Annotated in this window: 33 protein-coding genes; 14 read left to right on the forward strand and 19 right to left on the reverse strand. The window is 65.0% G+C overall.

Going from position 1 to position 25,995, the window contains the following annotated elements:
• Positions 1–91 precede the first annotated feature (91 nt).
• Positions 92–556 (reverse strand): nuclear transport factor 2 family protein, encoded by a 465-nt coding sequence (locus tag BM066_RS00490; RefSeq protein WP_089923454.1) that lies wholly within the window; start codon positions 554–556, stop codon positions 92–94.
• A gap of 126 nt (positions 557–682) precedes the next feature.
• A complete protein-coding gene (locus BM066_RS00495; protein WP_089923457.1) occupies positions 683–2,704 on the reverse strand; it encodes a M13 family metallopeptidase in 2,022 nt (673 codons plus the stop codon).
• A 274-nt stretch (positions 2,705–2,978) separates the two neighbouring features.
• On the opposite strand from BM066_RS00495, the gene BM066_RS00500 reads away from it, so the two are divergent.
• Complete coding sequence (locus tag BM066_RS00500) at positions 2,979–3,185, forward strand: hypothetical protein (protein ID WP_089923460.1); 207 nt, start codon at positions 2,979–2,981, stop codon at positions 3,183–3,185.
• Between the two features lie 263 nt (positions 3,186–3,448).
• Here BM066_RS00500 and BM066_RS00505 read toward each other — a convergent pair whose 3' ends face one another.
• The 3 genes from BM066_RS00505 to BM066_RS25740 form a co-directional block, all read right to left on the reverse strand.
• Complete coding sequence (locus BM066_RS00505; protein ID WP_255367431.1) at positions 3,449–4,021, reverse strand: OsmC family protein; 573 nt, start codon at positions 4,019–4,021, stop codon at positions 3,449–3,451.
• Between the two features lie 150 nt (positions 4,022–4,171).
• Positions 4,172–5,917 (reverse strand): recombinase family protein, encoded by a 1,746-nt coding sequence (locus BM066_RS00510; RefSeq protein WP_089923465.1) that lies wholly within the window; start codon positions 5,915–5,917, stop codon positions 4,172–4,174.
• A gap of 16 nt (positions 5,918–5,933) precedes the next feature.
• Positions 5,934–6,149 carry a hypothetical protein gene (locus tag BM066_RS25740; RefSeq protein ID WP_143093611.1) on the reverse strand — a complete coding sequence of 72 codons (216 nt, stop codon included), beginning with the start codon at positions 6,147–6,149 and terminating at the stop codon, positions 5,934–5,936.
• A 198-nt stretch (positions 6,150–6,347) separates the two neighbouring features.
• Here BM066_RS25740 and BM066_RS00515 point away from each other — a divergent pair, with 198 nt between their 5' ends.
• Complete coding sequence (locus tag BM066_RS00515) at positions 6,348–7,289, forward strand: glycosyl hydrolase (protein WP_255367436.1); 942 nt, start codon at positions 6,348–6,350, stop codon at positions 7,287–7,289.
• Here BM066_RS00515 and BM066_RS00520 read toward each other — a convergent pair.
• The 3 genes from BM066_RS00520 to BM066_RS00525 all read right to left on the reverse strand — a co-directional run bounded on the left by BM066_RS00520 (position 7,286) and on the right by BM066_RS00525 (position 9,948).
• On the reverse strand, positions 7,286–7,879 hold the full coding sequence (locus BM066_RS00520) for a hypothetical protein (protein ID WP_089923470.1): 594 nt from the start codon (positions 7,877–7,879) through the stop codon (positions 7,286–7,288). The two genes, BM066_RS00515 and BM066_RS00520, sit on opposite strands and share 4 nt — an antisense overlap.
• Positions 7,880–7,910: 31 nt before the next feature.
• A complete protein-coding gene (locus BM066_RS25745; protein WP_143093612.1) occupies positions 7,911–8,099 on the reverse strand; it encodes a hypothetical protein in 189 nt (62 codons plus the stop codon).
• A 274-nt stretch (positions 8,100–8,373) separates the two neighbouring features.
• Complete coding sequence (locus BM066_RS00525) at positions 8,374–9,948, reverse strand: endonuclease NucS domain-containing protein (RefSeq protein WP_089923474.1); 1,575 nt, start codon at positions 9,946–9,948, stop codon at positions 8,374–8,376.
• A gap of 140 nt (positions 9,949–10,088) precedes the next feature.
• Between BM066_RS00525 and BM066_RS00530 the strand changes: the two genes are divergently transcribed.
• Positions 10,089–11,114, forward strand: coding sequence for a hypothetical protein (locus BM066_RS00530; RefSeq protein ID WP_089923477.1), 1,026 nt, complete (start codon positions 10,089–10,091; stop codon positions 11,112–11,114).
• 2 nt (positions 11,115–11,116) lie between these two features.
• Here the strand turns inward: BM066_RS00530 and BM066_RS00535 are convergent, their stop codons facing one another.
• From BM066_RS00535 to BM066_RS00550, 4 genes are all read right to left on the reverse strand, one after another.
• Positions 11,117–11,329, reverse strand: coding sequence for a hypothetical protein (locus BM066_RS00535; RefSeq protein ID WP_089923480.1), 213 nt, complete (start codon positions 11,327–11,329; stop codon positions 11,117–11,119).
• Positions 11,330–11,331: 2 nt separating this feature from the next.
• The gene (locus BM066_RS00540; RefSeq protein ID WP_089923483.1) at positions 11,332–11,703 is read right to left on the reverse strand and encodes a hypothetical protein; all 372 of its coding nucleotides are present in this window, start codon (positions 11,701–11,703) and stop codon (positions 11,332–11,334) included.
• Complete coding sequence (locus BM066_RS00545) at positions 11,696–11,983, reverse strand: hypothetical protein (RefSeq protein WP_089923487.1); 288 nt, start codon at positions 11,981–11,983, stop codon at positions 11,696–11,698. The genes BM066_RS00540 and BM066_RS00545 overlap by 8 nt, the downstream gene beginning before the upstream one ends.
• A 182-nt stretch (positions 11,984–12,165) precedes the next feature.
• A complete protein-coding gene (locus BM066_RS00550; protein WP_089923491.1) occupies positions 12,166–12,498 on the reverse strand; it encodes a hypothetical protein in 333 nt (110 codons plus the stop codon).
• Between the two features lie 308 nt (positions 12,499–12,806).
• Here BM066_RS00550 and BM066_RS00555 point away from each other — a divergent pair, with 308 nt between their 5' ends.
• The 8 genes from BM066_RS00555 (at position 12,807) to BM066_RS00590 (ending at position 17,751) form a co-directional block, all read left to right on the forward strand.
• Positions 12,807–13,145: a hypothetical protein gene (locus BM066_RS00555; RefSeq protein ID WP_143093613.1), complete on the forward strand. Its 339-nt coding sequence runs from the start codon at positions 12,807–12,809 to the stop codon at positions 13,143–13,145.
• Positions 13,114–14,673, forward strand: coding sequence for an adenine nucleotide alpha hydrolase family protein (locus tag BM066_RS00560; protein ID WP_089923497.1), 1,560 nt, complete (start codon positions 13,114–13,116; stop codon positions 14,671–14,673). Before BM066_RS00555 ends, BM066_RS00560 begins: the two co-directional genes overlap by 32 nt.
• 105 nt (positions 14,674–14,778) lie before the next feature.
• A complete protein-coding gene (locus BM066_RS00565) occupies positions 14,779–15,141 on the forward strand; it encodes an MmcQ/YjbR family DNA-binding protein (RefSeq protein ID WP_089923499.1) in 363 nt (120 codons plus the stop codon).
• A gap of 13 nt (positions 15,142–15,154) precedes the next feature.
• The gene (locus BM066_RS00570; RefSeq protein ID WP_089923502.1) at positions 15,155–15,823 is read left to right on the forward strand and encodes a hypothetical protein; all 669 of its coding nucleotides are present in this window, start codon (positions 15,155–15,157) and stop codon (positions 15,821–15,823) included.
• A 232-nt stretch (positions 15,824–16,055) separates the two neighbouring features.
• On the forward strand, positions 16,056–16,379 hold the full coding sequence (locus tag BM066_RS00575) for a hypothetical protein (protein ID WP_143093614.1): 324 nt from the start codon (positions 16,056–16,058) through the stop codon (positions 16,377–16,379).
• Positions 16,380–16,489: 110 nt separating this feature from the next.
• Positions 16,490–16,915, forward strand: a complete 426-nt coding sequence (locus BM066_RS00580) for a nuclear transport factor 2 family protein (protein ID WP_089923507.1) — start codon at positions 16,490–16,492, stop codon at positions 16,913–16,915.
• 99 nt (positions 16,916–17,014) lie between these two features.
• Complete coding sequence (locus tag BM066_RS00585; RefSeq protein WP_089923510.1) at positions 17,015–17,278, forward strand: ECs_2282 family putative zinc-binding protein; 264 nt, start codon at positions 17,015–17,017, stop codon at positions 17,276–17,278.
• 5 nt (positions 17,279–17,283) lie between these two features.
• Positions 17,284–17,751, forward strand: coding sequence for a hypothetical protein (locus tag BM066_RS00590; RefSeq protein ID WP_089923512.1), 468 nt, complete (start codon positions 17,284–17,286; stop codon positions 17,749–17,751).
• Positions 17,752–17,765: 14 nt separating this feature from the next.
• On the opposite strand, the gene BM066_RS00595 is transcribed toward BM066_RS00590, so the two are convergent.
• Both BM066_RS00595 and BM066_RS00600 read right to left on the reverse strand, forming a co-directional pair.
• Entirely contained in the window at positions 17,766–19,214 is a 1,449-nt protein-coding gene (locus tag BM066_RS00595; protein ID WP_143093615.1) for a DUF6035 family protein, read from the reverse strand.
• A gap of 46 nt (positions 19,215–19,260) precedes the next feature.
• Positions 19,261–19,989, reverse strand: a complete 729-nt coding sequence (locus BM066_RS00600) for a hypothetical protein (protein ID WP_089923519.1) — start codon at positions 19,987–19,989, stop codon at positions 19,261–19,263.
• A gap of 88 nt (positions 19,990–20,077) precedes the next feature.
• On the opposite strand from BM066_RS00600, the gene BM066_RS00605 reads away from it, so the two are divergent.
• Entirely contained in the window at positions 20,078–20,572 is a 495-nt protein-coding gene (locus tag BM066_RS00605; RefSeq protein ID WP_089923522.1) for a hypothetical protein, read from the forward strand.
• Positions 20,573–20,802: 230 nt separating this feature from the next.
• A complete protein-coding gene (locus BM066_RS00610; protein ID WP_089923525.1) occupies positions 20,803–21,135 on the forward strand; it encodes a DUF3768 domain-containing protein in 333 nt (110 codons plus the stop codon).
• Between the two features lie 138 nt (positions 21,136–21,273).
• On the opposite strand, the gene BM066_RS00615 is transcribed toward BM066_RS00610, so the two are convergent.
• The 5 genes from BM066_RS00615 to BM066_RS00635 all read right to left on the reverse strand — a co-directional run bounded on the left by BM066_RS00615 (position 21,274) and on the right by BM066_RS00635 (position 25,182).
• Positions 21,274–21,747 carry a hypothetical protein gene (locus tag BM066_RS00615; RefSeq protein WP_018062472.1) on the reverse strand — a complete coding sequence of 158 codons (474 nt, stop codon included), beginning with the start codon at positions 21,745–21,747 and terminating at the stop codon, positions 21,274–21,276.
• A complete protein-coding gene (locus BM066_RS00620; protein WP_018062473.1) occupies positions 21,738–23,369 on the reverse strand; it encodes a hypothetical protein in 1,632 nt (543 codons plus the stop codon). Before BM066_RS00620 ends, BM066_RS00615 begins: the two co-directional genes overlap by 10 nt.
• A gap of 28 nt (positions 23,370–23,397) precedes the next feature.
• On the reverse strand, positions 23,398–23,736 hold the full coding sequence (locus tag BM066_RS00625; protein WP_018062474.1) for a hypothetical protein: 339 nt from the start codon (positions 23,734–23,736) through the stop codon (positions 23,398–23,400).
• A 133-nt stretch (positions 23,737–23,869) separates the two neighbouring features.
• Complete coding sequence (locus BM066_RS00630) at positions 23,870–24,670, reverse strand: hypothetical protein (protein ID WP_018062475.1); 801 nt, start codon at positions 24,668–24,670, stop codon at positions 23,870–23,872.
• Between the two features lie 2 nt (positions 24,671–24,672).
• A complete protein-coding gene (locus BM066_RS00635; protein ID WP_018062476.1) occupies positions 24,673–25,182 on the reverse strand; it encodes a helix-turn-helix domain-containing protein in 510 nt (169 codons plus the stop codon).
• A gap of 328 nt (positions 25,183–25,510) precedes the next feature.
• Between BM066_RS00635 and BM066_RS00640 the strand changes: the two genes are divergently transcribed.
• Positions 25,511–25,780: a hypothetical protein gene (locus BM066_RS00640; RefSeq protein ID WP_018062477.1), complete on the forward strand. Its 270-nt coding sequence runs from the start codon at positions 25,511–25,513 to the stop codon at positions 25,778–25,780.
• Positions 25,781–25,995: the final 215 nt, after the last annotated feature.

The following is a 25,995-nucleotide window of genomic DNA, read 5'->3' on the forward strand; positions in this document are numbered from 1 at the left end:
CTTCTCCTCGTAGGTCACATCGATGTCGCCAGGGGACCGTCTGGACGTCGCCTGGAGGGGACTGGTCGGGCTCGCGCTCGGCTGCTGGGGATCAGAAGCCGAAGGCGCTCAGACCGGGATGATCATCAGGCCGGCGTCCCAGGGGCCAGAGAAACGCGCGATCGGCCTCCGAAATCGGGTGCTCGTTGATGCTGGCGTGACGCGTGTGCATCAGGCCTTCGGCGTCGAACTCCCAGTTCTCGTTGCCATAGGCCCGGAACCAGTGGCCGCTGTCATCACGATACTCGTAGGCGTACCGGACGGCGATGCGGGCCCCCTCGAACGCCCACAGCTCCTTGATCAGCCGATAGTCCAGTTCCTTGGCCCATTTGCGTTGGAGGAAGGCTTCGGCTTCCGCCCGGCCGTGGAGAAACTCGGCGCGGTTGCGCCAGCGGGTATCGACCGTATAGGCCAGCGAAACTTTCGCCGGGTCGCGGCTGTTCCACCCGTCTTCGGCCAAGCGGACCTTCTCGATGGCGCTCTCGCGCGTGAAGGGCGGAAGCGGGGGTCTGGGCATGGAAGTCTCCGAAGAATCTGCGGCAACAAGTTGATGGCGCGCATCTTCTCGGCTCTTCCACCAGGCTTATTGTAGAAACTGGCAATGCTTCGCTGGCGCGCGACGATGGCCGCGCGCCAGCCGGGCTCACCAGATGCGAACGCGCTGGTCTGGCGACAGGTAGAGCTTGTCCTTTGGCTCGACCTTGAACGCGGCGTACCAGGCGTCGTTGTTGCGCATCGCCCCATTGGCCCTGAGAACTGAAGGGGCGTGCGTGTCGATCGCGGCCAGCTGCCGGGCGACATCCTCGCGAAGCTTGGTGCGGCGGGTTTGGGCTTGCGCCAGGAAGAAGCGCTGGTCGCCCGTCAGTCCGCCCAGGATCGGAGCCGGACCCGTTCGGGCCACATAGCGCTGGTAAGCCAGGTGGGCGGCTTCCAGGCCGCCAAGGTCGGCGATGTTCTCGCCGAGCGTCAACGCGCTGTCGACCTTCAGCCCTGGCAGGACGTCGTAGGCGCCGTACTGCGCTTTGAGAGCGGTGATCCGTTGCGCGAAGGCCGCCCTCGAGGCGGGGCTCCACCAGTCGCGCACCCGCCCTTGCGCGTCGTAGCGGCTGCCCTGGTCGTCGAAGGCGTGACCCATCTCGTGGCCTAGGAAGACGCCGATCGCCCCATAGTTCACGGCAGGATCGGCGGCTGGGTCGAAGAACGGCGGCCGCAACAAGCCCGCCTCCAAGGTGATGCTGTTGGCGGCCGCGTAGTAGTAGCCATTGCCGCTCACCGGGTTGACCGGATAGTCGGGCGGATTGGCGGTCGCCAGGCTTTGGCGCTCTCGCTCGCGCCGGAAACGCGCCAGTCGCACGACGTTGCCCAGAAGGTCCGTCCGATCGATGCGAAGCGTTGAATAGTCCGCCACCTGGCCGGCCGAGCCGATGCGCGCCGTCAAGGTCGAGAGCTTTTCCAGCGCGCCGACCTTTGTCTGCGCATCCATCCAAGGCGACTGCTCGATGCGGATCCGGAAGGCCTCCTTGACGTCGTCAAAGATGGTTCGGACCTGCCGCTCGGCTTCCGGGGGGAAGTAACGCGCCACGTAGACTTGGCCGACGGCGTCGCCCATCCACTCTTGGTTCATTAGCGTGACGCCACGTCGCCACCGCGCGGGCGGCGTTGTCACCCCCGTGAGGGTCTTGGCGTAGAAATCGAAGCGGGCGCTGGCGAAGGCGTTTGGCAGCACCTCGGCATGATCACTGAGGAACCGGTAGGCCAGGTAATCGGCCCACAAGGAGACGGGCTGACTTTCGGTCAGGGCGCCGAGCGCACGAAGCGCGTCGACGTCGCTGACCAACACTTCGGTCGCGCCTTCGAGTCCGGCCGCCTTCAGCAATTGCGGCCAGTCCCATTGTGGCAACTCGGCCTGCAGCGTAGCGAGCGTGACGGTCCGGCTGCGGCTGTCTTCACGCTGCTCGGCCCGGGTGCTTTGCGTACGGGCCAGGGCGACCTCGAGGGCGAGGATCGCCGTGGCTCGGGCGTGAGGATTGGCGTATCCGCCAGCGGCTAGGATTCTTTCGATGTAGACGAGATAGTCCCGCCGGATGGCGACGTAGCGGGCTTCGTCATTGAGATAATAGTCGCGAGGCAGGCCCAGGGCGCCTTGCGATACGGTGACGATGTTGCGGGTCGGCTCAGCGGGATTGGCGCTCACGCCGAGCGCGATCGGTGCGCTGTAGTCGATGTCCGCCATTAGGCCTTGGACGGCTTTGGCGGACCTGACGTCAGCGATCCTGGCAAGGTAGGGCGCGGCAGGGCGCAGCCCGTGCATCTCGATATCCGACTGCGCCATCCAGCTGGCGTAGAGATCGCCGATCCGACGACCGTTCGTGTCGGCCCGGCTCGACTTCGCCAGGTCCTCCAAAAGAACCCGGACGCGTTCCTGGCTTTCGCGGGCGAGCGTCGGCGCCACGCCAACGGCGTCCGTGTCGCCGGCGATGGCTGTCCGGGAGGACCATCCGCCATTGGCATAGCTCCAGAAGTCGTCGCCAGGCCAAGTGGCGGTGTCTCGTGCAGTAAGATCGATGCCGAAGGCGCCAAATTGCGGCCCCTCGGCCTTGGGCGCGGCAAGCGTGGGCAGTGGGGCCATGGCCGCCAGGGCGAACGCGAGAACACGAAACTTCATCTTCACTCCAAACGGTCGCGCGCCTTCCAATGCCAAGGCGGCCCTTGCGGCGGACGACCGTTTAGCGAGCGGGTCGCTCGATCTTGAATGAAAAAGCCGTAAGGCGGGAAGTTTCGCGGTTTGCCAGGTAATCTGCGACGGTCGGTGCTCAAAGACGGGGCAGGGGTGAACCCATCGCCGTTATGTTGCCATTGTTGGGTAACTTTTGCCGACGAAAAGTCAGCTGGTCCGGCTCTGCCTTCTCAACCGGCGGTGTTGCGGTTAGGCTTGGACGATGCGCAAGTCCCCCAAGCCCTTGGATGATGTCGATTGGGAAGAGGCCTCCCAGCACCTCATCGGCGCTTTCCCGGGGGTGACGCTGGGCGAGGTTGTCGAGCGCGCCGAAAATGCCGCGACAGTCCTCGACCTGATGCGCAAGCCCAGAGAGGCCGAGGCGATGCGCCGGAGCGCGGCTCACATCCGAAAGAAGATGGCCCACTAAGGGGAAACAGTGGCGACGCGACGGGCGTCCGAGGGTCAGTTGGCCTCGGCGATTCCGGATCGTCGGAACGCTTCAACCTTTGCGCCAAGGTCAGCATCGGCTTCCTCCGAGAAGGGACCCAATTGACTGAGCTTTCCCATCAGGTCCTTCAGGTCCTTCCGGATCAGGCCGGCGGTGATGCTCTGGCCCCGGAGCGAAAGCCCCAGGTCAAATCCATCAAACGGTCGCTGGAGTCGTCGAACGCGATGGCCTTGACCAGTGACTCAGCTGCTCGCGCTTGTTCCGCAAGCTTCACTCTTGTCGCGCATGTGTAGCCCGGAAACGCCTTCTTCACCGGAGGCCGCCGGCGAGACGAACCGCGTTACGACGTCTGCGCCGCGGTCGAGCGTCTGGTGGACGGGGCACTTGTCGGCGATCTCTGCCAATCGAGCGCGTTGCGCGTCGTCTAGGTCGCCGGTGACGGCGACTTCGCGAGTGAAGGTGTCGCGCGCGTTCAGGCTGCCGCGCGTGTGGGTGACCTGGACTGTCACCTCTTCCAATGGCCAAGCCTTTCGGCGCGCGTAGAGCCGAAGGGTCATCGCGGTGCAGGCGCCAAGTGCTGAGGCCAGGAGATCGTAAGGGTCTGGGCCGGAACCCATTCCGCCGAATGCGACGGGTTCGTCAGCGAGGATGTGAACGCCGGCCGCCAGAATGTCGACTTGGAAGAGACCGACCCCGGTCTCGCGAACAACGATAGGGTCTTTATCGAGATGGGTCTGAGGAGCGTCGGACATCTTGGCTCTCGGCTTGTTGAAGCAGGGTTCGGCGCCGGGCGGTGAATGCACGGCTTCCAGCACTGTAAGCCGTATTCATTCAGGCTGAGGTAATATGGGGTAAGGGGCGGTAAGACGTAGCGCTGCCGCTAAGCTTGGCCCTTATTCCGATCCTCGCATCGAGAATGACGAGGTCCGCAGGATTCCCCTTAATTCTCAAAATGGATTTTTATTTCAGGGCACGTTGAGCGCCCCACGTTTGCGCGTGAAAAACGGGCTTTGGCCACGGCGGGTTCTCGGTAGTGGAATTATTCCTCTGTAGTACTCACGCCTTCCCAATAGAGCGCGCCATTCCCGTACAAAACCGGGCACCGCTAGAGCCGCCGATTCCACGCCATTGTTCGACGCCAAGGTTCTGAGCAACTCGACCTTCGAGCCGCAGATTTTGGCCTCGAACGGGGAGACCAGTTCCACCTTCTGGGCGACCGCGCGTATCAGGTCGCGGCGATAGGCGCCGTTATCGTCCCTGAACATCTCCCGTGTCGCTTCCGAGAACCGTCGGAGGAGATCTGGTGTCAGAGCGGGCGTGATTTTATCGATCGCGGCGGCCGCCCGCTCGGCGTCGCCCAGAGCTGCGTCGCGCTGCGCCTTCAGCGAAGCGACTCTCTGCTTGAGAGAGCCATCGGTAAGATCGATCAGGCCCTCTTCGATCGAAAGATAGAGGCGCTGGAGTCGTTGGTCGGCTTCGGTCGCCAGCTTGCGCAAATCCGCGACGTGGCGGTGGCGCTTCTCGATCCAGTCGGAGCGGCGGTCGATGATATTGTCCATCATCGTCGCTAGGCGCTGTGGATTGAGCAGGCGATTTTCCAGGTGATCGATGACCGAGGCGTCCAGCAAATCCATGCGTACGGACAGGCCTTCGCATCCGGCCTCGCCTTGGCGGGCCTTGGTGCAGCACGTGTAGTAGCGATACGCGCTCCCCTTACCAGTGCGCAGTGTCATGGCCCTGCCGCACAGGCCACAGAAGCAGATCCCGCCCAAGAGGATCGGGCTGCTCACGAAGCGCGGCGCCATGGCCATGGGATTGCGCAGCGACATCGCCCGCTGCACCGCGTCGAAGGTTTCGCGATCGACAAGGGGCGGAACGGGCATAACGACGCGCTCCTCGTCGTCCTTGTGTTCCTGCGTGGCCCAATGCCGGCTGTTGAACACGTGCTCGCCAATATACGAGGTGCGCGTCAGGGTGTGATGGACGGTGCCGACGCCCCAACGACCCCCTCCACGCGTTCTGATCTGATGGTCGTTGAGATAGTTAGCGATCGACTTGACGCCCATCGGTCCGCTGCCGTCATGGCCGTGGAGCGCCAGCCGGAAGATAGAGCGCACGGTCTCCGCGCCGATCGGGTCAATCTCGAGCCTCTTCTTGATGCGCTCCCCACGTTGTTCTGCGGCGACGACGCGATATCCAATCGGTGGATGGGATCCGTTCCAGAAACCCTGGCGCGCGTTCTCCTTCATGGCCCGTAAGGTGTGCTTGGCGTTCTCCCGCGACTGGTACTCGTCGAAGAGGTTCATCATCTGCCGAACCATCACGCCCATGGGATCGTCTCCGACCTCCTGGGTGATCGAGACGATACGGACCCCGTTCTTGGCCAGCTTGCGGGCGTAGAACTCGAACAGGAACTGGTCGCGGAAAAACCGCGAGAACGAATGGACGAGGACGACCTGGAACGGCGGGGGCTTGGCCGACGCCGCGTCGATCATCTGCTGGAATGCTGGCCTGCGATCATCAGTGGCGGAGTTGCCGGGCTCGACGAACTCCTCGGCGACGGGCCAGCCCTTGGCCTGGCAGTAGGCTCGTAGCTGGCGCCCCTGGTCGGGAATGGAGAGGTCGCTCTCGGCCTGCCGGCCAGTCGAAACTCGAAGATAGAGCGCCGCGCTGGGCACGGCGGGCGGAGGAGGTGTCTTACGCTTGGCCATCTATTTTCCCTGGGGATCAGGGCAAGGGTCCGAGTAATTCGGCCAGCACCTTCTCCAAATACGCCTCGGTGATCCGCAGCTCGGCTTCGGTGATCGGCACGAAGGCTGGCCAGTCATCCGAAACCGAAGGCGCTATCGCCGCTCGGCACGAAGGTGAGACGATCGAAAGGGCTGGTGTTGGTAGTTCCATCGGCAAATAATCGTAGAGGTCGGCCAGGGCGTCGGGATTCACCTTCGGTCGAGCGCGAGTCATGGATCATGGACGCGCTGCGAGGCGACGCGGGGCAAGGCCCGGCGGCGGCTCGTCGTAGAAAAGCTTACAGTCGGCGGACATTGGCGGGGCTGCACGGTGGTGTCGTTTCGGCGCGGGGAGGTCGAAATGGACGGAGCGCTCAGTCGAAGGGCGTCCTTAGGGGCGGGTTTGGCGCTGGTGACGACGCCGACCATCGGCTGGGCGAGTCCGCAGCCGCGCCGGCTCAGCAATCCCAAGGCCTCGGCCGAAGCGCGCGCGCTCTACGCTTATCTATGGTCCCTCTACGGCCGAAAGACTTTGACCGGCCAGCAGGAGGGCGTGGCCCGTCCCGGTGTCGAGTTGGACTACATAGAGAAGGTCACCCGCCGGCAGCCGGCGATCCTGGGCCTGGACTACATCGAGCCGCGCCTGAACGCCGGGGTCAATGAACGGGCCATCGCCTGGCATCGTTCGGGCGGCATCGTCACCCTATGTTGGCACTGGGGCGCGCCGGACATTGGTCCTGGCTACGACAATTCCAAGAAGGACTTCGACCTTGTCGCCGCCCTAAGACCGGGGACGCCGCAGAACCTCGCCTTGCATCGCGATCTTGCGCGGGTCGCCGACCTTTTGTCCGTGCTGCGGGACCACAGGGTGCCGGTCCTCTGGCGACCGCTGCACGAGTTCAGCGGAGATTGGTTCTGGTGGGGCAAGCATGGCCCCGAGGCGTTCAAGGCGCTTTGGGCGCTGATGTACGACACATTCGCCCGCCAGCGCGGCCTGGATAATCTGATCTGGGTGGCCGGCTGGGCGGGGCAGAATGTCGATCCGGCTTGGTATCCGGGGTGCGATCGGGTCGATGTCGCCGGGGCCGACATCTATGCCGATGGCCACGGCGTCCTGGCTCCGATGTTCCAGGCGGTGAAGGCGATCGTAGGCGAGGCGACGCCCATCTGCCTGCACGAGAACGGTCCCATACCTGACCCCGCGCTGCTGGGGCCCGAAGCCGACTGGCTCTGGTTCATGACCTGGCACACGCGCTGGCTCATGGATCCTGGCCAGAACGATCCGGAACGCCTGAAGGCCTACTACGCGTCGGAGCGTTTTCTGACCAAGGACGAGTTGAAGCACTCGATCTAGATGTCGTCGTGGCTCTGGGCAGCCTGCTTGGCCTTTCGCTCAGCGATTCGGGCCAGGGAGCGGGTCAGATAGTCCTCGGTCGAATGATCGGGCGTGGCGTGCGCGGGGGCGAGCTTCAGCTCCTTGCGGAGTGTCTGGGCCGCACCGAGGGCCTGAAGGCCGAGTTTTACGGCGGTTTCGGCGATGAGCTGGGAATGGTCCCACTGGTCGGCGAACTCGGCGTCGGCGGTGATCATGGCGCCGGCGTCGGACCGGGCGACGCGGAAGTGCAGGACCTTGGTGGTCAGCGCCGTTCCCAAAGCCTGCCAGGCGATGTCGGCCGGATAGTCCTGCAGCTTTGGAAGGCCGCTGGGCAGTTCGCCCGCGCTTCCGCGTGAGGACCGGTAGTTGTCGAAGTCACCGTAGGTGCCTGCACAATCGCCGACGAACTCTTCCAACATCAGCGCCAGGCGGAGCGCGGAGAACGCCGCCGCCTTGTCGTTGGCCAACTTTTCGCGCCACCATGGTGCGCCCTGGGCGATCAGGCCGCTGATCACGCCGCCGATGACCGACGAGCCCAGCAGCAGTCCGATGAGGGTCTTGGTGTCCATGGCCCACCCTAGCTAGGCTGTGGTCTGGCGATCAATGGAGCAGCGGCAGGACCACTTTCACCGCCACCAAGAACAGTCCAGCCATTCCCAAACGGGCGGCCAATGCGACGCCCTTGCCGGTGCCTTCGATCTTGATGACGCCGAGAATGCTGACCGTGACGCGGTCTCGCGCCGCCGTTGGTGGCGGAGGAGGGGTCTTCGGCGGGAGCGGAAGGTTCACGGACGGATTCCTCAGCAAGATTGAATTGCGGAAATCCCTTCGGGTATGGGGGGCTGATCGGGCGTCCGGGTCAAGACCGTCTTGTTGTGGAGCAGCGGATGCAACAGGCGGGCTGCAGGGGGTCTACGGACCGCTTTTTCCACTTTCGCCTTTTCTAAGTCATTGAATTTGAACAAGATGCAATAGACTGATTTTCCTGAATTTGGCTGTGGATAAGCCTTCGATAGCTCACGGGAAAATAGGTGGCGCCGATTTTCGTTGACCCAGAGGACGGTCAGTCCGACTCCCGTCGCGTGCCGGGCGGACCGATCGGAGTGTCGCTGAAGATCGAGACGACCTGGTCGACATAGCCTGGATTGGCGTCGATGAAGTGCCCGATAGGCGGTCCTGCTGGTCCAGTGAGCAAAGCCCAGGTCCAGGCTCCGGCCGCGTCGATCGTGAAGGTCTGAACGCAAGGCCTGAATCCCAAATCATACAGGGCCTGTTCGTGACGTTCGTCATCGACGGCGCTGAAGCACGACCACTTGGCCCACTCGATTGATCCGTAGGACCTGACGATGTCGGCGCCAGCGTTGTCGGGATGGGTGACCTGATCCCATCCCCAGAAGCCGGCCAGACCGCCGACAGGCTGACCGTCGATAGTGACGCCGATTTCGAAGCTGGACCCGCTTGCTTCAGGATGAAAATGCGCCTGGTAGATCAGGTAGAAGGGATTGCGCGCGTCCGAGGCTTGGAAGTGAAAGACGGCGCGGGGATCGTGGGGCTGGGCCAGATAGACTTCCACCGCCTCGACCCACGATGGTGCGAAGCCGATGAACTTCAGGAAGGCCGCGACGCCGCCTCTCCAGGAAGGGGCGATACGCTTCGTCAGCGTTCGGCGGAAACGGTAGCGATTGGAGCGGGGCGTTGCGGCCTGTCCCGACGTCGCCTTCAGCTGCTTGAGGATGCGGCTCTCTGTGTTGAGGACATCAACCTTGGGCCAGTCGCCGAACCGAACCAGGCCGGCGGGAACGCAAACCAATTCAAGGTTGGCGATCTTCTCAGGCGTACCCCGCATTGCTTCCGCGGTGGAGAAGCAGTCGTCGGGGTAGCTCTCGTCGGCTAACCACATAAGGGCGTCCGTTTCGGCTTCCCATCCCGGAAATGCGTAGGGCGCCAGATGCCCGATCGGCTCTCCGGTGATCTTCGTGAGTTGTTCTTCATCCCCCAGTCTCAGGCGCCAAAGGCACGCGATCGCCTGGTAGGGCGCCGTCTCGGGCGACATTGCATCGAGCTTAAGGATTGCCAGGCGAATGAAAGGTGTTCGCGCCGCGCGTTCCTCGATGGCCTTGAGATGGCTGTCTCGCCGGTCGGCGGAGGGGTATTGATACAACGACACTTCGGGCGACAGCTGCGGTTGGTCGGAGATCGGGAGCAGGTCCACGTTCTCGTAGGCCACGCCGTTGGCCACTCGGATCGGGCGTAGGCCTTCTACGTGGACGCCCGCCGTTGCGGCGAAGAACGAGAACGGCAACCTCAGTTCGTGCCATTCGGTCGACAGCACGATGCAACGGATGGCTTCCTTGGGAATGCGGGCCTCGTTGATCAGCAGCGAGACGTATTTGGCCAACTCGTTCAGCGTCGAGCGGGCGCTGCGGTCGCTGCGCTTGAGTTCGATGACCACCACGTGGTCGAACTGATCGAGGGCGACGATATCGATCCGTCCACCGGCCCCGCTCGGATTGGGAAGCTCGTACTCGATCTTGGTGAGCGTCAGCCCTGGCTCCAGGGTCTCCAATCGCTCGGCGACGTAGTCGCGCAATTCAGCTTCGGTCTGGAACAGGCCGAGCACCGGCGGCTGCATCGACATGAATGGCTCAACCTCAAACACCTCGGCGCCGCGTGCAATAGTGTTCGCCAGTCTAGGTTGAGGCGCAATATGGTTTCGTTCACCACGCCTATGCTGAAATTGAACTGGGGCCTGACATTCAAACGACCTCTCCCGAACCGGTGATCGAAGAGACGGCGTTCCCAGACGCGCTCGCGATCCTGCCCAGCGACACCTACGTATTCGACATGGCCCCCGGCGCGACCGAAATGAGCTTGCGGATCGTCGGGCAGCGCAAGCTCAACAACGGTGTCGGAGTCACGGCCGTCGACCTCGGGCTTTTGGCTTTCGACTTCAAGGGCACTTCGCTGGGTGGCTTTCGTCGTCTGCGATCGAACAGCGGCCTCGTTCCCGAGGCGGTGATGGACAACGAAGACGCCATGTTGCGGCTTCAGACCGACAGGTTGCGCGTAGCTGTGTTCGTGTCCGCCTGCATCTACGGGACGCACGCCAAGGCCAATCACTCCACCATCCGAGGCGCTGTATTGCCGGGCCTGGATGATGTCTTCAGCTACGCTCAGGTTCGGGATGGGCGGCTGGGGCTGGCGCAGTTCGAGCTGGAACGATTGCTGGCCAAGATGCGCGAGCGAAAGAAACTGCTCGACCAACGCAAGCTTCATAGCGCCTCGATTAGCCTGGAGACCCTGACTCAGGCGCTCGATCTTGCTGATCGATTGCTCGCCAGCGTCGCGCAATACGAGACCACCGACCCGGTGACGCTCATGGTCCTGAGCTACCAGGCCATGGTGCTGCACGGCTTGCAGCATCCAGGGCCAAGTATCGCGGTAGCTGCGGTGGTGCTGGAAGCAGCGGTCACCGAGTTGCTTTATGCGCTGGGTCTGGTCGAAGGCCGGCCCGCGCGGCTGCCGCTGCTCGATCCGGCGCCGGCGCCGATGTCGCGAAGCCGGGTCAAGACCCTGCGGTTCAATGGCGCCTTGGGCGAGCTGAAGGAACTTGGCGTGCTGGACGCCTATCTCGTCCAACGGATCGATGCGGTCCGCAAGGCGCGGAACGACTTCATGCACGAGGCCAAGGCGCCCGGCCCAAGGCAATCTGGCGATGCGCTCACCGCCGTTCGCGATGTCTTGCGGATCTGCACCGGCGAGCGTGGCTTCGAACTCAACACCGGCTTTGCCTACCGCTGTTGATCCTAGATCAACGCATCGACATCGATTTGGCCCTCGCGGCCCCGCGCGCCGCATCGGCTGCAGCGGAGTTTTCCGCGGATCGTGTGGGGCTGGGTGTGGCCGCCGAGATTGGCCACGGCTTTCTCGCGTGACCAGACCACGCGGTTGCCGCAGCGTCGGCAGATGATGGTGAGGGGCGACTTGATGCGGGCCAGGATGGGCCAGATGGCGGCCATGGTCAGCGGCGACCCGGCCAGCCATAGCCGTAGTCGGTCGGATTGAGGCCGGCATCGATCAAGGTCTCGATCAGCGCCCATCTGGCTCGATCGGGATCGGCCGGCGTCATCAGGCCCGAGAACGACAGCGCCGGCATCCGGCCCGGGCAGCGCGGGCAGCTCACCTTGGCCTGGATCTGCGGCATGGTCAGGTTCAGCAGCTTGCGGGCACGGCCCAGCATGACGTCGCGCCGCCAGGTCTTGCTCGACCCACAGTACTGGCAGCGGAAGGTGATCTCCCAGCCGCGCTCCAGGGCATCGACCAGACGCGCCTTGTCGAACGGCGCGGCGATCTGGGCGGCCTTGCGGCGGTCGGCGTCGCTGGGCTCAGGCACGGGGCGGCTCGACCTGGCGCACCGCGCGCCAGTAGGACCAGGGCTTGGCGATCACCAACTCGACCAGGAACCAGGCTTCGTCGCCGTCGAACGGCGGTACGTGTTCGGGATTGAGGAAGGTGACGCTGGACCTGCGGTTCTTGCGGCCGCCTGGAAAGGTAAAGTGCAGTGTGCGGCGAACCTTCTTGCCGTCGATGACGTCGTTGAAGGTATGGCGCGTCAGCTTCTCGACGGCCTGGCGATGGATCCGTTCAGGTTTCGGGGGTGGGGCGTGCGGCATGGCGTGATCCGGGCGCAGGGGCTCGATCCCGGCCGGGAGCGTTCCGGGCAGGCGGCGGGCGATGGCAATTAAATGTTCTCTAAATGTTCTCGTTCTGCCGAGCGATTTCGTCAATCGTCCGCAGGTCGAGCCGTCGGCGACGTCCACAGGCCGTCCACGGATTTCGGAGACCGGATTGGCGGCTAGGCGACCTTGCGGACCGCAGGCTGATCGACCAGGGCGGTGACCTTGCGCAGGCACGGATGATCGGCGGTCAGGCGCTGGGCCAGCGGGAGCAGGGCGGTCAGCACACGGGCGTCCCGGGCGCACAGTTCGGCGGTCAGGTGAGCGACCAGCGCCAGGTCCGGTGCGGCCATGCGGCGGCGTTGTTCGATCAGCCGGTTCAGATAACGGACGCCGCCGTACCGCGGATAGCTGGCGATGACCGCATCGACCTCCTGGGCGAGGTCGGCGAGCCGCCGCGCGACCCCGGCGGCATGGGCCGCCCGGATGAAGGTCTCCAGGTCCTTGGACATGGATTAGGCTCTAGGCGGAGGGACTTAAGGCCAAGTTTCGCCAACGGCGGGTCGGCCAAAAATGGGGACGGGCAACAGACTCTATAAGGTGAGCCACCGGCGGGCACGCTCGGTCCCGCCGCGCGCCCTGGCGGGCGCCGCCTCCGCTCGCGGCTCCTACGGGCGCGCCCCTGCGGGCAGGCTTTGGCCTGCCGCCGGCGGCTCGGCGCCGCTTCCCGACACGCGCTTTGCGCGGTCTCCTTGCAGTCTCCATCATCATGGACGCTCGCTGACGCGCGCGCGCCGGACGTCGCGCCGAGGCGGTAGACGTGACCAGGTCGGCCCGCCACTATCGGCGCGACCAGGAGGGGCGCATGGACATCACGGTTTTGGCTTCGACGGACGAGGTGCGCCGCGTCCTGGAAGAGGAACTCGGTCCCGACGCCCTGGCGGGACTGGCTATCAGCGACGCGCCGCAGGATCCGTTCGCGCCGGCCGAGCGGGGCGAGGCCCTGACCCTGGCGGCCCTGGTGACCTGGACCGCCGGCGCCGTTGCTGGCGGGGTGGTCGGCAACGCCGCCTATGACGCCCTCAAGGCCGCCGCCGCGGCTCTCATCAAGCGCTTCGGGGCCCAACGTGTGGTCGTGGAAGAAGAACCCGAGGCCTGATCCGTTCGAGCCGCAGCCGCGCCGCGAGGACACCCACGGCGCGCGCTACTGGCCCGACACCCTGTTCGTCGACATGTCGGCCTATCCCGAAGAGGTCCAGGCCTTCGACGGCTCGGCGCGGGATCTGGTCGAGACCGGTGACTTGGGCATCTTCGTCGCCATCGCCGCGCGGATGCACGAGCAGACCCACTGGGTCCAGACCATCGGTTCGACCTTCGGCCGGTTCCTGGCTCGCAACCGCGTCCTGACTGGCGACCTGGCCTCGGCGATCCTGACCACGGCCACACCACGCGAGCTGGACTTGCTGCGCGCGGCCCGCCGCTCGGGCGTGGCCCCCGCCGAACGCAGCCGTCAGGGCCAGCTGAAGCACAGCCTCGGCTATTCGACGACCTTGCAGTCGCTGTTCGATCACTGGTGGGCCAGCGTGGCCTTGGAGCACTTCCTGGTCGACGGCGGCCAAGACCTCCTGGGGCCAATCCCGCCGGCATTCCTGGTCGGCCTTGGCCTGCGCTACGCGGCCTGCGGTGACGACCTGGCCAGCGTCTTCAACGCGCCCGATGACGGGTTCATGCCCGCCACCCGCGCCATGGGGCCGACAGGGGAACTGATCCTGGACAGATCGCGCGATGGCCTGACCGTGCGCCATATCGAGGAGGGCGCGGCGATGGTGGTCCAGCACCTCTTCACCGCCCGCCAGAAGAACCGGCTGCCGCAGGCCCGCTACACGGCCTTCGCCAGCCAGGCCCTGGCCTGGACGCTGACGCGCTTTCTGGACCAGCGGCACAGTCTCTATACCGAAGCCGTCACCCAGTTCCTCCGCGCTGGCGTGCAGGGCGATGACCAGCGCGCCCTCGAACTCTTCCTGCTGGTCTGCGACCTCGCCCTCAATCCGGCGATCCCGGACGACGGTGGTGGCCTGGGCGCGGACTGGGACGACTTTCACCCGGTGCGGCGCTTCCAGCGGCTGGTCGCCGTCCTGGATGGCTATATGCCGGGCCAGGCCGCTGCCGACGGCGCCCCATCGGCCGACTGGTGGACGACGGAACGGGCGCGGCTGATCGCCATGACGGGGATGTCGGATGGCGCGGGCTCGGGCGTCTTCAGCCAGGGCGGCACGGAGGCGTTCAATCCGCTGGGCGAGCCCGGCCGCTTCCAGCGACGCTTCCTGGGCGAGGCGGCCGCGCGCCTGGACGCCCTGCGGCGCGTCTACCCCGCCGCCGGCGCCAGTCCGCTGCACGCGGCAGACCCCGACGAGGTCGGGTTCATGGCCATGCTCGATGCCGGCGAAGGACCTGGCTACGACCCGCCCTTGCTGATCAAGACCGGGGGCAGCGGCGAGCCGTCCTCGATCTCCGAAGCGCTGTTCGCCCGGGCGACCCTGGCCGGGGCCTCGCGCCGCGCCCTGCACAGCTGGATCGCTCGGCCAGGGCCATTGGTGTTCCTGGGTCTGCCCAGCGACGAGCCCGGTCAGCGCGCCCGCGACCCGGCGACCCAGCGTCTGGCCGAGGCTTTCGGCGTCGAGGTCTGAGCGTTCGCGCGGGGCATCGACCGTTCCTGACGTAGGGCGCCGTCACCTTTGCGACCGGGGCGCGACTCATGGACATGAAGGGCGTCGCTCCGTGCGAGGATCGTTATGACGCCTGAAGCCTTCACCGATCTTGCCGGCCGCCTGGGGCCTGGCGTCCAGGTCCGACACGTGCTCGACGCCGTCCAGTTCCGCATCGGCGACAAGGCCTTCGCCACCCTGGGCTGGCCGGCCGCCGGATGGGCGGTGGTCAAGCTCAGCCGCAAGGACCAAGCCAAGGCCATCGCCCAGAGCGACGCGGTCACCGTCGAGCCCGGGCGTCGGCGGACCACCGGGGTGACGCTGGTGCGCCTGCAAGGCGTGGACGAGGGGCTGATGGCCGAGATGCTGGCTGCGGCGTTCGGCGAGGTCTATCGGCAGGCCGGGCGGGGACGCGCGGTGGTCGAGGGGCGCCAGGTATTGGCCGGGTAGGGGAGGACGCACCGTGGATCTGGCTGAGCGTTTCGCGCAGGGCGGCAACCATCGCGGCATGGCCGGTCCGGGCTATGGCTCCGATCGGGGGCGGTACGACTGCATGGTCGAGATCAATCCCTGGACGTCAGAGGCCGAGGCCCTGACCGCCATGCTCTATCGCGGCGTCATCGTTTCGGCCTGGGGGTTCATTGAAACTCACCTCAACGAGACGGCCATCCGCTGTTCGTGGCATCCGGCCTACACGCCGATCGCGGCCAAGTACCCGCGCATCCTCCACGACCGCCTGCAGTACTTGCGCAACGTCCTGGCCGCGCCTGGGCCGCTTGAGGCCTACCAGGGCTTCGCTCAAAGCTTCCTGGACCGCTTCGCCGCCGGTGCAGCCTTGCGCAACACCATGGCGCACGCGCGGATGGACCATCAGCCGATGATGGGGATCCGGTTCACTGAAGTCGGCCGGTTCGACGGCGACCTTCAGCACCGCTACACGCGCTACCGGCTCGAGGACCTGGCGGCCATGGCTCGGCGCGCGACGCGATTGAGCCGGCTGTGTCAGCGAACGATCGCGTGGATCAACCAGAACGGCCTGTTGCCGCGCGATCCCGAGGCGGCCGCGGCGCTGATCGCGGCCAACGCGGCCACAACCACGCCGGAGATATCCGAACCGCCTTCGGCCGCCTAAGTCGTGACGGTACACCTTGACGAGCCTTTGCCTTGAACCACCCGCAGCGCCATAACGGCACTAACTCAAAGGTGGTGGTGGGTAAATGATTCGCGCGGTCTCGACGGTGTCCCTATTGGTGCTGGTGTCAGCCTGCGGGCAGTCGTCGGACACGTCCGCCCCGGCCGCGCCGGCGTCCACGCCGACAGCCAGCGTCCCGGTCCCGGCCTTGAGCGCTGCGGACTTGGGGCGCGTGTGTCGAGCGACGATCGGCGCCCTGAACGGCCGGGACCCTGGGATCATCCAGGTCTCCAGCGTCGAGGACGGCATGGCCTATGTCAGCTACGTCCGGCCCGACGACGGAAAGGTCTGGAAGAGCCGGTGCAAGGTCGACGGCGAGCAGGTCGTCTGGGCGGCGATGGACCTGTCCGGGCCGGGCAGTGGGCCGGGACGGTGGCGCAACGATCCCGAGGACGAACACATCACCTACGTGATCGCCGGACCGACCGTCACCATTAAGATGCGCTACAGCGACGGATCAGGGGACGAGCACGCCTACCAGATCGACCCGAGCTGATCCGGGCGACCTGCGGCGTGGTGGTTACCGCTCTGTCGTGAGTTTTACGATGCGATCCATCCGGCGCGTTCGAACGCCGGAATCCTAGAAGAACAGTAAGGGAGAAGGGCATGGCCCGCGAGCAGGCGCAGCAAACCTTGGAGACCTGGCACGATCTGCTGGAGAAGCGCGAGTTCGATCGCCTCCGGCCGATCGCGGCCGACACTGTGGTGTTCCGCTCGCCCGCCTTCTTCACGCCCTATCCCGGTATCGAGCCGCTGGTCCATATCCTCTCGACGGTCAACACCATCTTCGAGGACTTTGCCTATCATCGCGAGTTCTGGACCAACGGGGATGATGCCGTAATCCTGGAGTTCAGCGCCCGGGTCGGCGACAAGAAACTCAAGGGCATCGACATCATCTCCTTCGACGAGGCCGGCAAGATCCGCGAGTTCGAGGTGATGATCCGACCGGCCAACGCCGCCGTGGCCCTGGGCGAGCTGATGGCCGCCAGGGCCGGACCCCGTTTGATGACGCTGCTGGGCAAGGCCGGCTAACCGGGGAGGGGGGCGGCCACCCGCAAGAACGGGTCGTGAACATTTCCTTGCTTGCGCGAAAGGCTGTGCTCTACTTCTGGAGTAGAAGGGATAGCGCGCATGAGTCTCAAGGATCACAGCCGATCGATCGGACTAAGATGCTCGACGTGTGGCGGCGCCGATTTCAAGCGGGACCCGGCGCTGGACGATGGTCCCATCGAATGCGCTACGTGTGAGCGGGTTTTCAGCCGCGACGAACTGATCCGCGAAAACGGCGAGATCATCGACAACGCCGTGGATGAGGTGAAGACCGAAATCGTTGCGGACTTCAAAGCTGAGTTGCGCAAAGCATTTCGCGGCTCGAAATTCATCAAGATCAGATAGCGACCTTGAAACTCACGCCGGCGGACATCATCGCGCTTTTCGCGCTAGGCATTGCGGCCTGGTCACTTGTGCAGACCATCCGCTTCAACCGTCGCCAGGAAGAGTTCGAAAAGACGAACCAGCGCTTGAACCTGCTCCTGATCGAAAAGGAGCGGGCGGAGTCGTCTGACCAGATCCGGGCCGATATCGGGGCCAGCTTCTACCGGGCGGGGAAGAACAACTATCGCCTCAAAATTTTCAATCGCGGCAAGGCCGCCGCTTGGAACCTGCGCGTGGAGATCGTGGACGACGGCGACTTGCTGATCGAGAGCGAGTTTCAGCGCAAATTTCCCGTTCCCATTCTTGAGCCCCAAACCAGCGTCGAACTGATTGCCGCCGCCCATTTCGGCTCGGCCAGCCGCGCCCACCTCAAGGCGATCTGGGACGACGCCAGCGGAACCCAGCGGTCCAAGGAGCTTCACCCGACGCTCTGATCGGGGAGGGGGATCTATGCTGCCGCCAGGCGACGCATCGCTCCTAGAGTGGCGGCCGTCTCCGGGAAGAGAAAGCGGATCGTCTCCAGCTCAATCTCGTCGGCCCGGTACTTGGAAAGCGCCTCGTCGTCGAGCCGCTTGAGCCCAGCAGCCCTGTCCTGCCATTTGCGGCTACGGTCTTGCGAGCGCAGCGTCTCGATATGCCCGGACTGACGCAGCAGCTGGCCGAAGACGAGCAGCAGGTCAGGATGCTGGTCATAGAGGTGATGGGCCACCTGGACGAGTGAGCTGAAATTCCAACCCGACACCTCTCCGCCAAGCGCGGTGCGAACGACCCGGAGCCATCGCTGCAAATTGCTGCGCCGCCAGGGCGAGCTGGGGAAGGGCACGCCAAACTCCGCTAGACGAAGGGCAAAGCCGGTCCAAATGGCGGTTCGCTCTTCCGGACCGCCGCCGCCTTCCTCCAGGTCGAGATAGGTCAACAAGTCTTCGCGCAGCGCCAATCGTCGAGATTCCGTCGCCGCGGCCAAGCGCGCCTTTGCGGCGTCCCGTGCCGCCGCCTCCAATCCTTCGACGTCAACCAAGAAGGCCCGCTGGCCCGCCGTATCCAGCACCAGGTCGGTGAACGGCACCCGCTTGCGATCCCAAGCGTCGGCCTGTCCCACGCCGCCCGATCGCGGCTGGCGATACCAGCAATCGACGACGAACCGCCCCTGGGACCGTGAGGCCGCCGCCGTGTCGTCGTCGATGACCAGGACGTTGGAGTTGTTCGGAAAGACGATGTCGTCTTCCGTCATCCGGCGACTATCTGGATCGAAGGTCGCTAGGATCCAGACAAGCAGGCCGCCCACCTCGCGATAGAACACCCGCCTGGCGGCCACGACGGATAGGAAGGTCGTGCTCAGCTGCCCTTCGAACGCTAAGCCCAAACCAGCCAGACGCGCGCTGACATCGGGGCGGCGTCGTCCGACCTCGCCGCGCCAGGTCTTCTCGATCGCTACGGCCTCGAAGGCCGGGTCTGCTGCCAGAGAATCCGCGATCAGGCCTTTGAGCCTCTGATGGGCCGGACTTTCGCGCAGACCCTGATATTGCCGCGCCCGGATTTCCTCGGCCGTCAAGGTCGAGCGGGTGACGGCCGGGCACGATCCGTCCTCGCGCGTGTGACGGAAGAAGAAGGCCTTCAGGTGATTGCACACTAGGTAGACCGGCGTTGGACACTGATCGCAGATCAGCTGCGGGGCGCCTTCCCGCAGGCTTTCCCGCAACTCCATCCGCCATTTGACCGCGTCCTCATGGGTCAGGCTCTCGACCAGCTCGCGCGCAGAGAGGACTTCACCATCCACCAACCGGATCACGGCGGGGATCTCCGGCTTTGGAACCATGCGCGCCCTGGCCAGCGCGGGTATCGTGACGCTTCTGCCTTTCTCCACGGCCTTCCCCCAACCTTCGTCATGCAAGGTCAACAGTTGAACACGTCAAGGACGGTCGCAACGCGCTGATGCGCTCGGCTCAGATCTGCGTCGAAGGCTCCAAATTCAGGGCGGATGTGGACGGCGCGCCCGGCCAGAAATATCGCGCGACCCCCAACACACCCCGCAACGGTCGTCGTTCTCCAACCTCAGCCTCGACGTCCATCAGCAGCAGCTCATAGGGCTTTTCGAAGTCGACGAGCTGGCCATAGGCCATCGGAAAACCGGTCCCCACGAACGCGATGCGGACGTGATCGTTGGCGCCCGCCGACACCGGCAGCGCCAGGAAGCCGCCAGCCTCCTCGGGGGCGAAGTTCCAGCGCAGAACCGTCTTTCCACGCCGCTGGCGAAGCTCAAGCCGGGCGGTGTCGAACCGTAGCGTTGTCGTTCGCCGGGTTCGGGACAGGTTACGCTGGATGACAAGATTGACTTGAGCACTTTCAAGCACGGTGAGCCCACGGATCACCTCAACGGCCGCGGTGGTGATGTGCAGCTGCGGCCGTTGGCGCAGCCATGGTCCCAGTCGCCACGGCTGCCTGGGCCACCAGGGACGGGGGACCTGCGCGTTGAGCGCGCTCCAGCCTCGCCGGGCCCATGCGGCCAGGCTGAGGGCCAGCGCCACACCGGCGATCACCGTGGCCGCTTCGCGGGGCGGCTTGGGCAACAGGTCGGGCACAAGGTGATCGAGCACGAACCAGCAGGCCGCCAGCACGGCCGAGGGGGTCGTCCACTTGGCGACCAGGCTGTTGGTGGTGCGGCTTTCGGTCATGCCCCAGTCTCTTCGCGCGGGTGTGCTCAACCATTGCGGAAAACCGGAAACGCCGCCATCGGAAGCTTCACTTTGGTGGAGATCGAATATGTGGCTGAAGCTCTTGGAAGGCGTCTGGAATCTGTTCGTCCTGGCCATCATCATTAACTGGGTGGCGGATTGGAGCAGCGGTCCGGTCAAGGGTGTGCTGCGTAAGAAGGTCAACAGTCTGGTCGGCTTCTGGCGAGAGGTTCGACTTGGCGCCATGGCAAGAGAACTTGTTCGGCTTGAGCGGATTCAGCGGCGTCCTGAGATCGCCCTGGCCGACATGCTGATGGCGATGTTCGTGTCCGTCGTCGGGGGCGGCTATGCGATCATCATCGTGGTGGCGGCCAGCTACGCCCGTCTGGCCCATGGTGATGCGCGGCCAGACATCGTGCTCGTCTTGGGCGGTTGCTGTCTGGTCTTCTGCGGCATGCAGCGTGCGATCGGCGCCCAGGGCCAGCTTCTCAAAGCCGAGAGCAAGATCAGACATCTTAGAGCGAAGGCCCTGAAGCGCGGCTGGGATTTGGACGATGCGGTGGTAGGACTGAAGGACGACTAAGTCCGCCATCGGTCAGCGGGGGCTTGTCTCCGGCCACCTCCGTGGCCGCGTGGCTTAGGGCTTCGCCCTCGGCGCGCTTCGGATCGCCTTCCGCCCAGCTTCGGCCCCTTCGGGTCCTGCAGCCGGGTCCCCGCGAAGCCGCCCCTCCGCTTGCACATCCAGCCTCGCCGGCGGGCGCCGGGTTCGAGCGCGCCTTTTGCGCTCGAACCCGTCTGCCCAAGGAGGCTTTCATGACCGAGGAAGACCATGCCGCCGCGATCGCGGCCCTGAACGATGCGTGCCGCGCCGAGCCCGGCGCGGGCTGGATGCTGACGGTGGGGGTGCGAACCCTGCCGGAGGCCGCGCTGGCCGAAGTCTTGTCTAGGGTGACCACCTTCGCCGACTTCTCCGAGGACAATGACCCGCACGGCGAGCGCGACTATGGGTCGTTCAAGGTCGGCGGATCGCGGTTCATCTGGAAGATCGACTACTACGACCTCGACCTCGAAAAGGCTTCGCCCGATCCCGCCGACCAGGCCGTGACCAAGCGAGTCCTGACCCTGATGCTGGCCGAGGAATACTGAAGCGGCCGGACCGGGGCGGCCCAGCCGCCCCGGTCTTGGGCTAGGCGGGAAAGGCCTATAGCCAAGCTTGGCGCCGCGCGCCGCCGCTTTGGCGGCGGCGCGACAGGAACCCGGGCCGCCGTTGAACCGCGCCTTGGGTCAGGCCAGGGAAAATTGAACGTTCAACATCGAGCTGAGGGGCGCATGGATCACCCGGGTCGAAGAACCGTCCTGCACGACCTTGAACCCGTGTCGCATGTACCACCCGATCAGGGCCTCGGGCGCATGGTCGAAAGGACGGCTTGTGTCCCAACCGCGCGGTTTCATGGCGTTCGGCTGGCCGATGAGGACGACCCGCGCGCGCCCACACATCCTGGTCAAGGCGTCCAGCAAATGGCCACCATCGCCGACGACATCCGACATAATCATGTTGAGCCAGACCGCGCGCTGATCGGCGACCCACTTTCCGTCCAGGCCCTGGTAGGCGCCGAACTCCAGCGAGGCGAGCGCGCCCCGCACGTGATGCGACCTGCGCAATGTCACGGGCTGATTGGGGAAAATGTTGAAATAGACCTCTTCCGGAGTCGATTGAGCGATCCAGAGGTCTTCAAATTGCTGCAGGGTTAGGGGCACGGAGGCGAAACCAGCAAGTTCTTGCGGCAGAACAGCATCGCCGTCAGCATCACCCTGGCCGCTTCGTGCAACGCTTCGTCCGTCAAGACGGCCATCCCAGCATGCTGACCCGTGTTCCGATAGAGCACTGCTTTCAGCATGACTTGGGCGACGCCGAGGTCGGCGTCCGTCGAAGCGAGGGCGTCGATCGCGATGAGTTGGTCAGCGAACGGGGCCTTGTCACCCGTCAGCCCCCGGTTGGCGGTCAGCAGCGCATGGACGCCTGGAACCTGAGCCCAGTAGCGGTCGAGCTTCTTCATCAAGGTGCCGCTGTCGTCACAGCCGGCTTCGCGTAGCAGCGCGTTGACCAGGTGTTCCAGTGTCGTGGCCAAGGTCTCGACTTCCTTGGCGAGCCCTGCGTGGTCGATCGGCCCGTCGCCGAACTGATGCTTGAGCATCGTTTCAATCGCCAGGTGCAGTCGCCATTGGTCATTGCGCTCCAGCCAGTCCAGCAGGTCGCCGGCGTTAGCGTCGACCAGGCTGAGCGACGCCGAAACCGTGGGAGCCTTGGCGATCACCGACGCCTTCAAGGACAGTTCGGCGCGATCCCGCGCTTCCTGGGCCCAGTCGGGGAAGATCACGTCCAGGGTGTTGGCGAAGTGCCCCGTCACCCGGCCGACCTCTTCCGCGAGATCGGCGAAGGAGATGTCGTAGGCCACCATCGTTAGACGGGCGGCAAGACCGACCTGGCGCTTATATTCGGCGGCGATCTCACCCTGACCTCGACGGGTCTTTTCGTCCCAGCGTTCGCAAAGATAGGCGATGAAGGCCTTTAGCTTGGCGCGATCGGCACCCAGGTCCCGCAGGATCGCCTCGGCGGTCGCCCGCTGGAAGGTCAGCAGATCGCTACGCTCAGCGTCGGTGAAGCGACGAGCCTCGCCGCTGCCGGCCAGGGCGAAGGCGGTGACCTTGCGGCTCCGCGCCACTTCCAGCATGGCGGCGGCGTCGAAATAAGCCGCCCAGCCCAGACCGTCGCGCAGGCCGCGTGGCCCCTCGAAGGAGGCCTGGGAATACAGGCGATCCTGCGGCAGTGTCGCAAGCTCGCCGTCCAACGCGAGCGCCATAAGGGCCGGGTCACGCGTATCGAAGACGATGCGAATGCCCATCTCCAGGGCGTCGGCGACGAGAAGCGCCTGCCAAGCGTGATAATAGGTGTCGACCGCGTCAGCGACGCCGAAAGGCGTGGCGCGAACGCCTTCGATCATCGTGGTGAAGCTTGACCATGGACGAAAGGTTTCGGTCGAGAACGTCTTGGTCGCCAGTGACCCGCCCGGCGCCGAGGCCTCGCCATCGAGAGGATGGGGCAGGGGCGGGTCGCTGTTGAAACGGTTCCATTGTCTGAGCGCACCTGCCAAAGCGGCCGACTCGTCCCGCTCGGCTTCGGTGACGGGCGCCGGCGGGGTGCCCCCGCGTTCCTCGATCACAAGCGATCGTGGCCAGTCGACACGGGCGGCGGGCGCGACAAGTCCGACGCGCTCCAGGAACTCCAGGAGCCCGTCCTGGAACACGTTGGGAGTCAGACGAAGGTCGGCCAGCAGGGCGCCAAACGACTTTTGATCGAGATAGCGGATGCGGTTGGTCATCGGGATGATCTTGAATCAGGAAGAAGGGCTAGCGGCGAGGCGTAGCGGAAGCCGATCGCCGCAGCCGACCGATGTGCTCATCGGCGATTTTTGTGGCGTCGCGCACGATGGTGTCCCGCTCTGCCTGGCTTCTGAGATAAACGCCGTCGTTTATCGAGACGCTGTCGAAGCCGTTGTCGTCGAGGGCCCGTTGGATAGCGGCCGGCCAAAATGGATCCCATCGGCGCCCCGGCATCCTGTTGGCCCGACGCGTGGGGATGCGGAAGGTGAATTGCTCGGCATGTGCACGGGCCGCTGCGAGGTGTCGCTCTCGCACCTCGGCATAGGCGGGGTCATGCTCGATCCAGATGCGCTTGGTCAGGCTCAACTCCGCCTCCCTGTCGATCCGTGCTCAGTTGCGTTGGCAAATGGCGACGCTTGAAATTTAGGAAGTCGATGGGCGACATCCAGGCGCCTCCTGGCCGGCGTTTCTTGCGGCGACCCAAGGGGCCGGCTGGGCGCTAGCCGCCGTGGAACAGGGTCCACAGCTTCCAGCCGCCCGTTAGGACCGTCAGGACCGGCGCGGCGATCGTGCAAGCCAGGATCACCGGGTTGCTCTTCAGCCACTGGACGACGCCGCCGGCCGCGCCGATCCGGTCGGCGAGCGAAGCCTGCGTCTTCAAGGTGTCCTCGTTGGCCTTGGTGGCCACCGCGTACAGCAGGTCGATCCGATTGTGCAGCGAGCGGTCCACGACCTCGAAGTCACCGCGCTCCAGCGCCGCGGCCTGTTCGGCGCCATCGACCAGGTGCTTGGTCACCAGCCGGTTGCGGTCGGCTAGGCTGCGCAGGCGGTTGTCCTGAGCGGCGTAGTTGTCGCCGTAGAGGTCGATCATGCGGGCGGCCAGGTCTACGCGGAACAGCTCGGGGATCTTCACCGGCCGGCCGCCGAGGCGGCGGTAGCGGTTCTCCAGCGCGGCGAAGCCGAAGGTGGAGTCGCGCATGTTCCAATGCAGCCAGTATGTGGCGGCCACGTGGCTGCTGACGAAGGCGTAGAACGCCTTGAACATCTCGCGTTCCGCCTGATCGAGTTCCTGCGGCGTGGCCTTCACCGGATCGACGCCGGCCCGCCGGAGCATGGTGCTCACCTCGAAGCTCTGGGTCACGCCGCTGCCCAGGTTGCGCGCGGCGATCGCGGTCACCCGGCGATCGGGCTTTTCGAAGCCTTCGCAGGCGTAGTGCACCACGAACGCGTGGGCGCGGGAGGCCATGGCCCGGGCGATTTCTTCACGCGCGGCGGCCCGGCGGGTCAGGGTCGTGGTCATGGTCAGGCCTCCTTCGACGTGGCCTTCTTGGGCGCGGTGCTGCGCACGGCGCGGCTGCGTTCGCGCTCAGCCTTGGCCTCGGCCTCCTTCAGCGCCTTGGTCGCCGCCTCCAGACGCGCGACCAGGGGGCGAAGGTCATAGCGGTTCGAGGTCTGGCCGCCGTGGCCCCGGTAGCGGGACTCCGACAGGATCAGACCGGCGTCGACCAGCTTTTTGATAGAGCGCTGGATGGTCTTCTCCGACACGCCCAGCAGCCTGGCCAGCTTGGCTTTCGAAGGCCAGGGCATGTCGCCAGGCTTCCACCACAAGTCGATCAGGATCACCAAGACCGCCAGCTCGTTGGCTTCGATGCCGAGGCTGGGCAGGGAACGGAGCAGAACCGAGGGCACGACCGTGAAGCCGGTGTCGAGGCTGGTCTTCCACTTCTGGCGCAGGATCTTCTCGACCTCGGCCTTGGGCAGGCGCGGGGTCAGTTGGATGATGTTATTGTCGTCGTCGTCTTCTTCAGTCATCTCGATGTTTCCAAAAAGCAGTTGCGTTGGACACCAAGATGCGGAAAAACTTCCCGTGTTTCCAGGGCTCCGCCGATATTTAGCCGGGTCAGATTTGTCCCTGGGGGTGGGACATTTTCGTCTCCCCGGCCAGGTCGTCCATGTCCCTCGAATAATGATCCATGCGCCAGTATCCGCTGGCGAACGATCCCCATTATGCCCAGACCCCGGGTCAATTTGACCTGGGGGTGAGGTGTAGAACAAGTGTTTGAATGGGGCGCGTGGTCCAGACCGCCGTGATCCGTCGAAAAACGACATACGCCGCCCATGAAACCGCTATGGTCTATCCATGGTCCCGCTTCAGAGTTTCACCTTCGTCTGTCTCGCCGACAATCAGGTGGCCACATATGTGGATGTCCAGGAGTTGGCGCCGGCCGCGGTTCGCCAGCACGCCATCCAGCTTCTGCGTGAACATGCCAGCGCCGCCACGATCGAAGTGTGGCGCGACGACGTGGTCTGGGAAGTGGTCGGCCGTGACGGGGTGCGTGCGATCGCTGGCGGGCGAGAGGCCGCCGAGCCGGCATCCGACGAGACCGCATCCACCGCGGCGGCGGTCTGACCTGAACGCGCCTGCGGTCGGTGCGATGCCTCACCGATACGACGCGGCCACCCCCTAACCCATGTTCGTGATCGGCGCGCTCGCTTGCGATCGCGTCTTCCTAGACGGCCGGCCCTTAGGCCAGCCGGCGTGCTGGGGCTCTGCCCCCAGCGCACTCCGGATCGGCTTCCGCCCAGCTTCGGGCGTGAGACGGCGACCGGACAGGTCGGCAGGAA

The sequence above is a fragment of the Caulobacter sp. UNC279MFTsu5.1 genome, assembly GCF_900114015.1.
In the GTDB taxonomy this organism is placed as follows: Bacteria; Pseudomonadota; Alphaproteobacteria; order Caulobacterales; family Caulobacteraceae; genus Caulobacter.

Excerpts from the sequence above, each read along its gene's own strand:
- BM066_RS00490 (WP_089923454.1), bottom strand. The coding sequence starts at position 556 with ATGCCCAGACCCCCGCTTCCGCCCTTCACGCGCGAGAGCGCCATCGAG.
- BM066_RS00495 (WP_089923457.1), bottom strand. The coding sequence starts at position 2,704 with ATGAAGTTTCGTGTTCTCGCGTTCGCCCTGGCGGCCATGGCCCCACTG.
- BM066_RS00500 (WP_089923460.1), top strand. The coding sequence starts at position 2,979 with ATGCGCAAGTCCCCCAAGCCCTTGGATGATGTCGATTGGGAAGAGGCC.
- BM066_RS00510 (WP_089923465.1), bottom strand. The coding sequence starts at position 5,917 with ATGGCCAAGCGTAAGACACCTCCTCCGCCCGCCGTGCCCAGCGCGGCG.
- BM066_RS00520 (WP_089923470.1), bottom strand. The coding sequence starts at position 7,879 with ATGGACACCAAGACCCTCATCGGACTGCTGCTGGGCTCGTCGGTCATC.
- BM066_RS00525 (WP_089923474.1), bottom strand. The coding sequence starts at position 9,948 with ATGTCGATGCAGCCGCCGGTGCTCGGCCTGTTCCAGACCGAAGCTGAA.
- BM066_RS00535 (WP_089923480.1), bottom strand. The coding sequence starts at position 11,329 with ATGGCCGCCATCTGGCCCATCCTGGCCCGCATCAAGTCGCCCCTCACC.
- BM066_RS00545 (WP_089923487.1), bottom strand. The coding sequence starts at position 11,983 with ATGCCGCACGCCCCACCCCCGAAACCTGAACGGATCCATCGCCAGGCC.
- BM066_RS00550 (WP_089923491.1), bottom strand. The coding sequence starts at position 12,498 with ATGTCCAAGGACCTGGAGACCTTCATCCGGGCGGCCCATGCCGCCGGG.
- BM066_RS00565 (WP_089923499.1), top strand. The coding sequence starts at position 14,779 with ATGACGCCTGAAGCCTTCACCGATCTTGCCGGCCGCCTGGGGCCTGGC.
- BM066_RS00580 (WP_089923507.1), top strand. The coding sequence starts at position 16,490 with ATGGCCCGCGAGCAGGCGCAGCAAACCTTGGAGACCTGGCACGATCTG.
- BM066_RS00585 (WP_089923510.1), top strand. The coding sequence starts at position 17,015 with ATGAGTCTCAAGGATCACAGCCGATCGATCGGACTAAGATGCTCGACG.
- BM066_RS00600 (WP_089923519.1), bottom strand. The coding sequence starts at position 19,989 with ATGACCGAAAGCCGCACCACCAACAGCCTGGTCGCCAAGTGGACGACC.
- BM066_RS00605 (WP_089923522.1), top strand. The coding sequence starts at position 20,078 with ATGTGGCTGAAGCTCTTGGAAGGCGTCTGGAATCTGTTCGTCCTGGCC.
- BM066_RS00610 (WP_089923525.1), top strand. The coding sequence starts at position 20,803 with ATGACCGAGGAAGACCATGCCGCCGCGATCGCGGCCCTGAACGATGCG.
- BM066_RS00620 (WP_018062473.1), bottom strand. The coding sequence starts at position 23,369 with ATGACCAACCGCATCCGCTATCTCGATCAAAAGTCGTTTGGCGCCCTG.
- BM066_RS00630 (WP_018062475.1), bottom strand. The coding sequence starts at position 24,670 with ATGACCACGACCCTGACCCGCCGGGCCGCCGCGCGTGAAGAAATCGCC.
- BM066_RS00635 (WP_018062476.1), bottom strand. The coding sequence starts at position 25,182 with ATGACTGAAGAAGACGACGACGACAATAACATCATCCAACTGACCCCG.
- BM066_RS00640 (WP_018062477.1), top strand. The coding sequence starts at position 25,511 with ATGGTCCCGCTTCAGAGTTTCACCTTCGTCTGTCTCGCCGACAATCAG.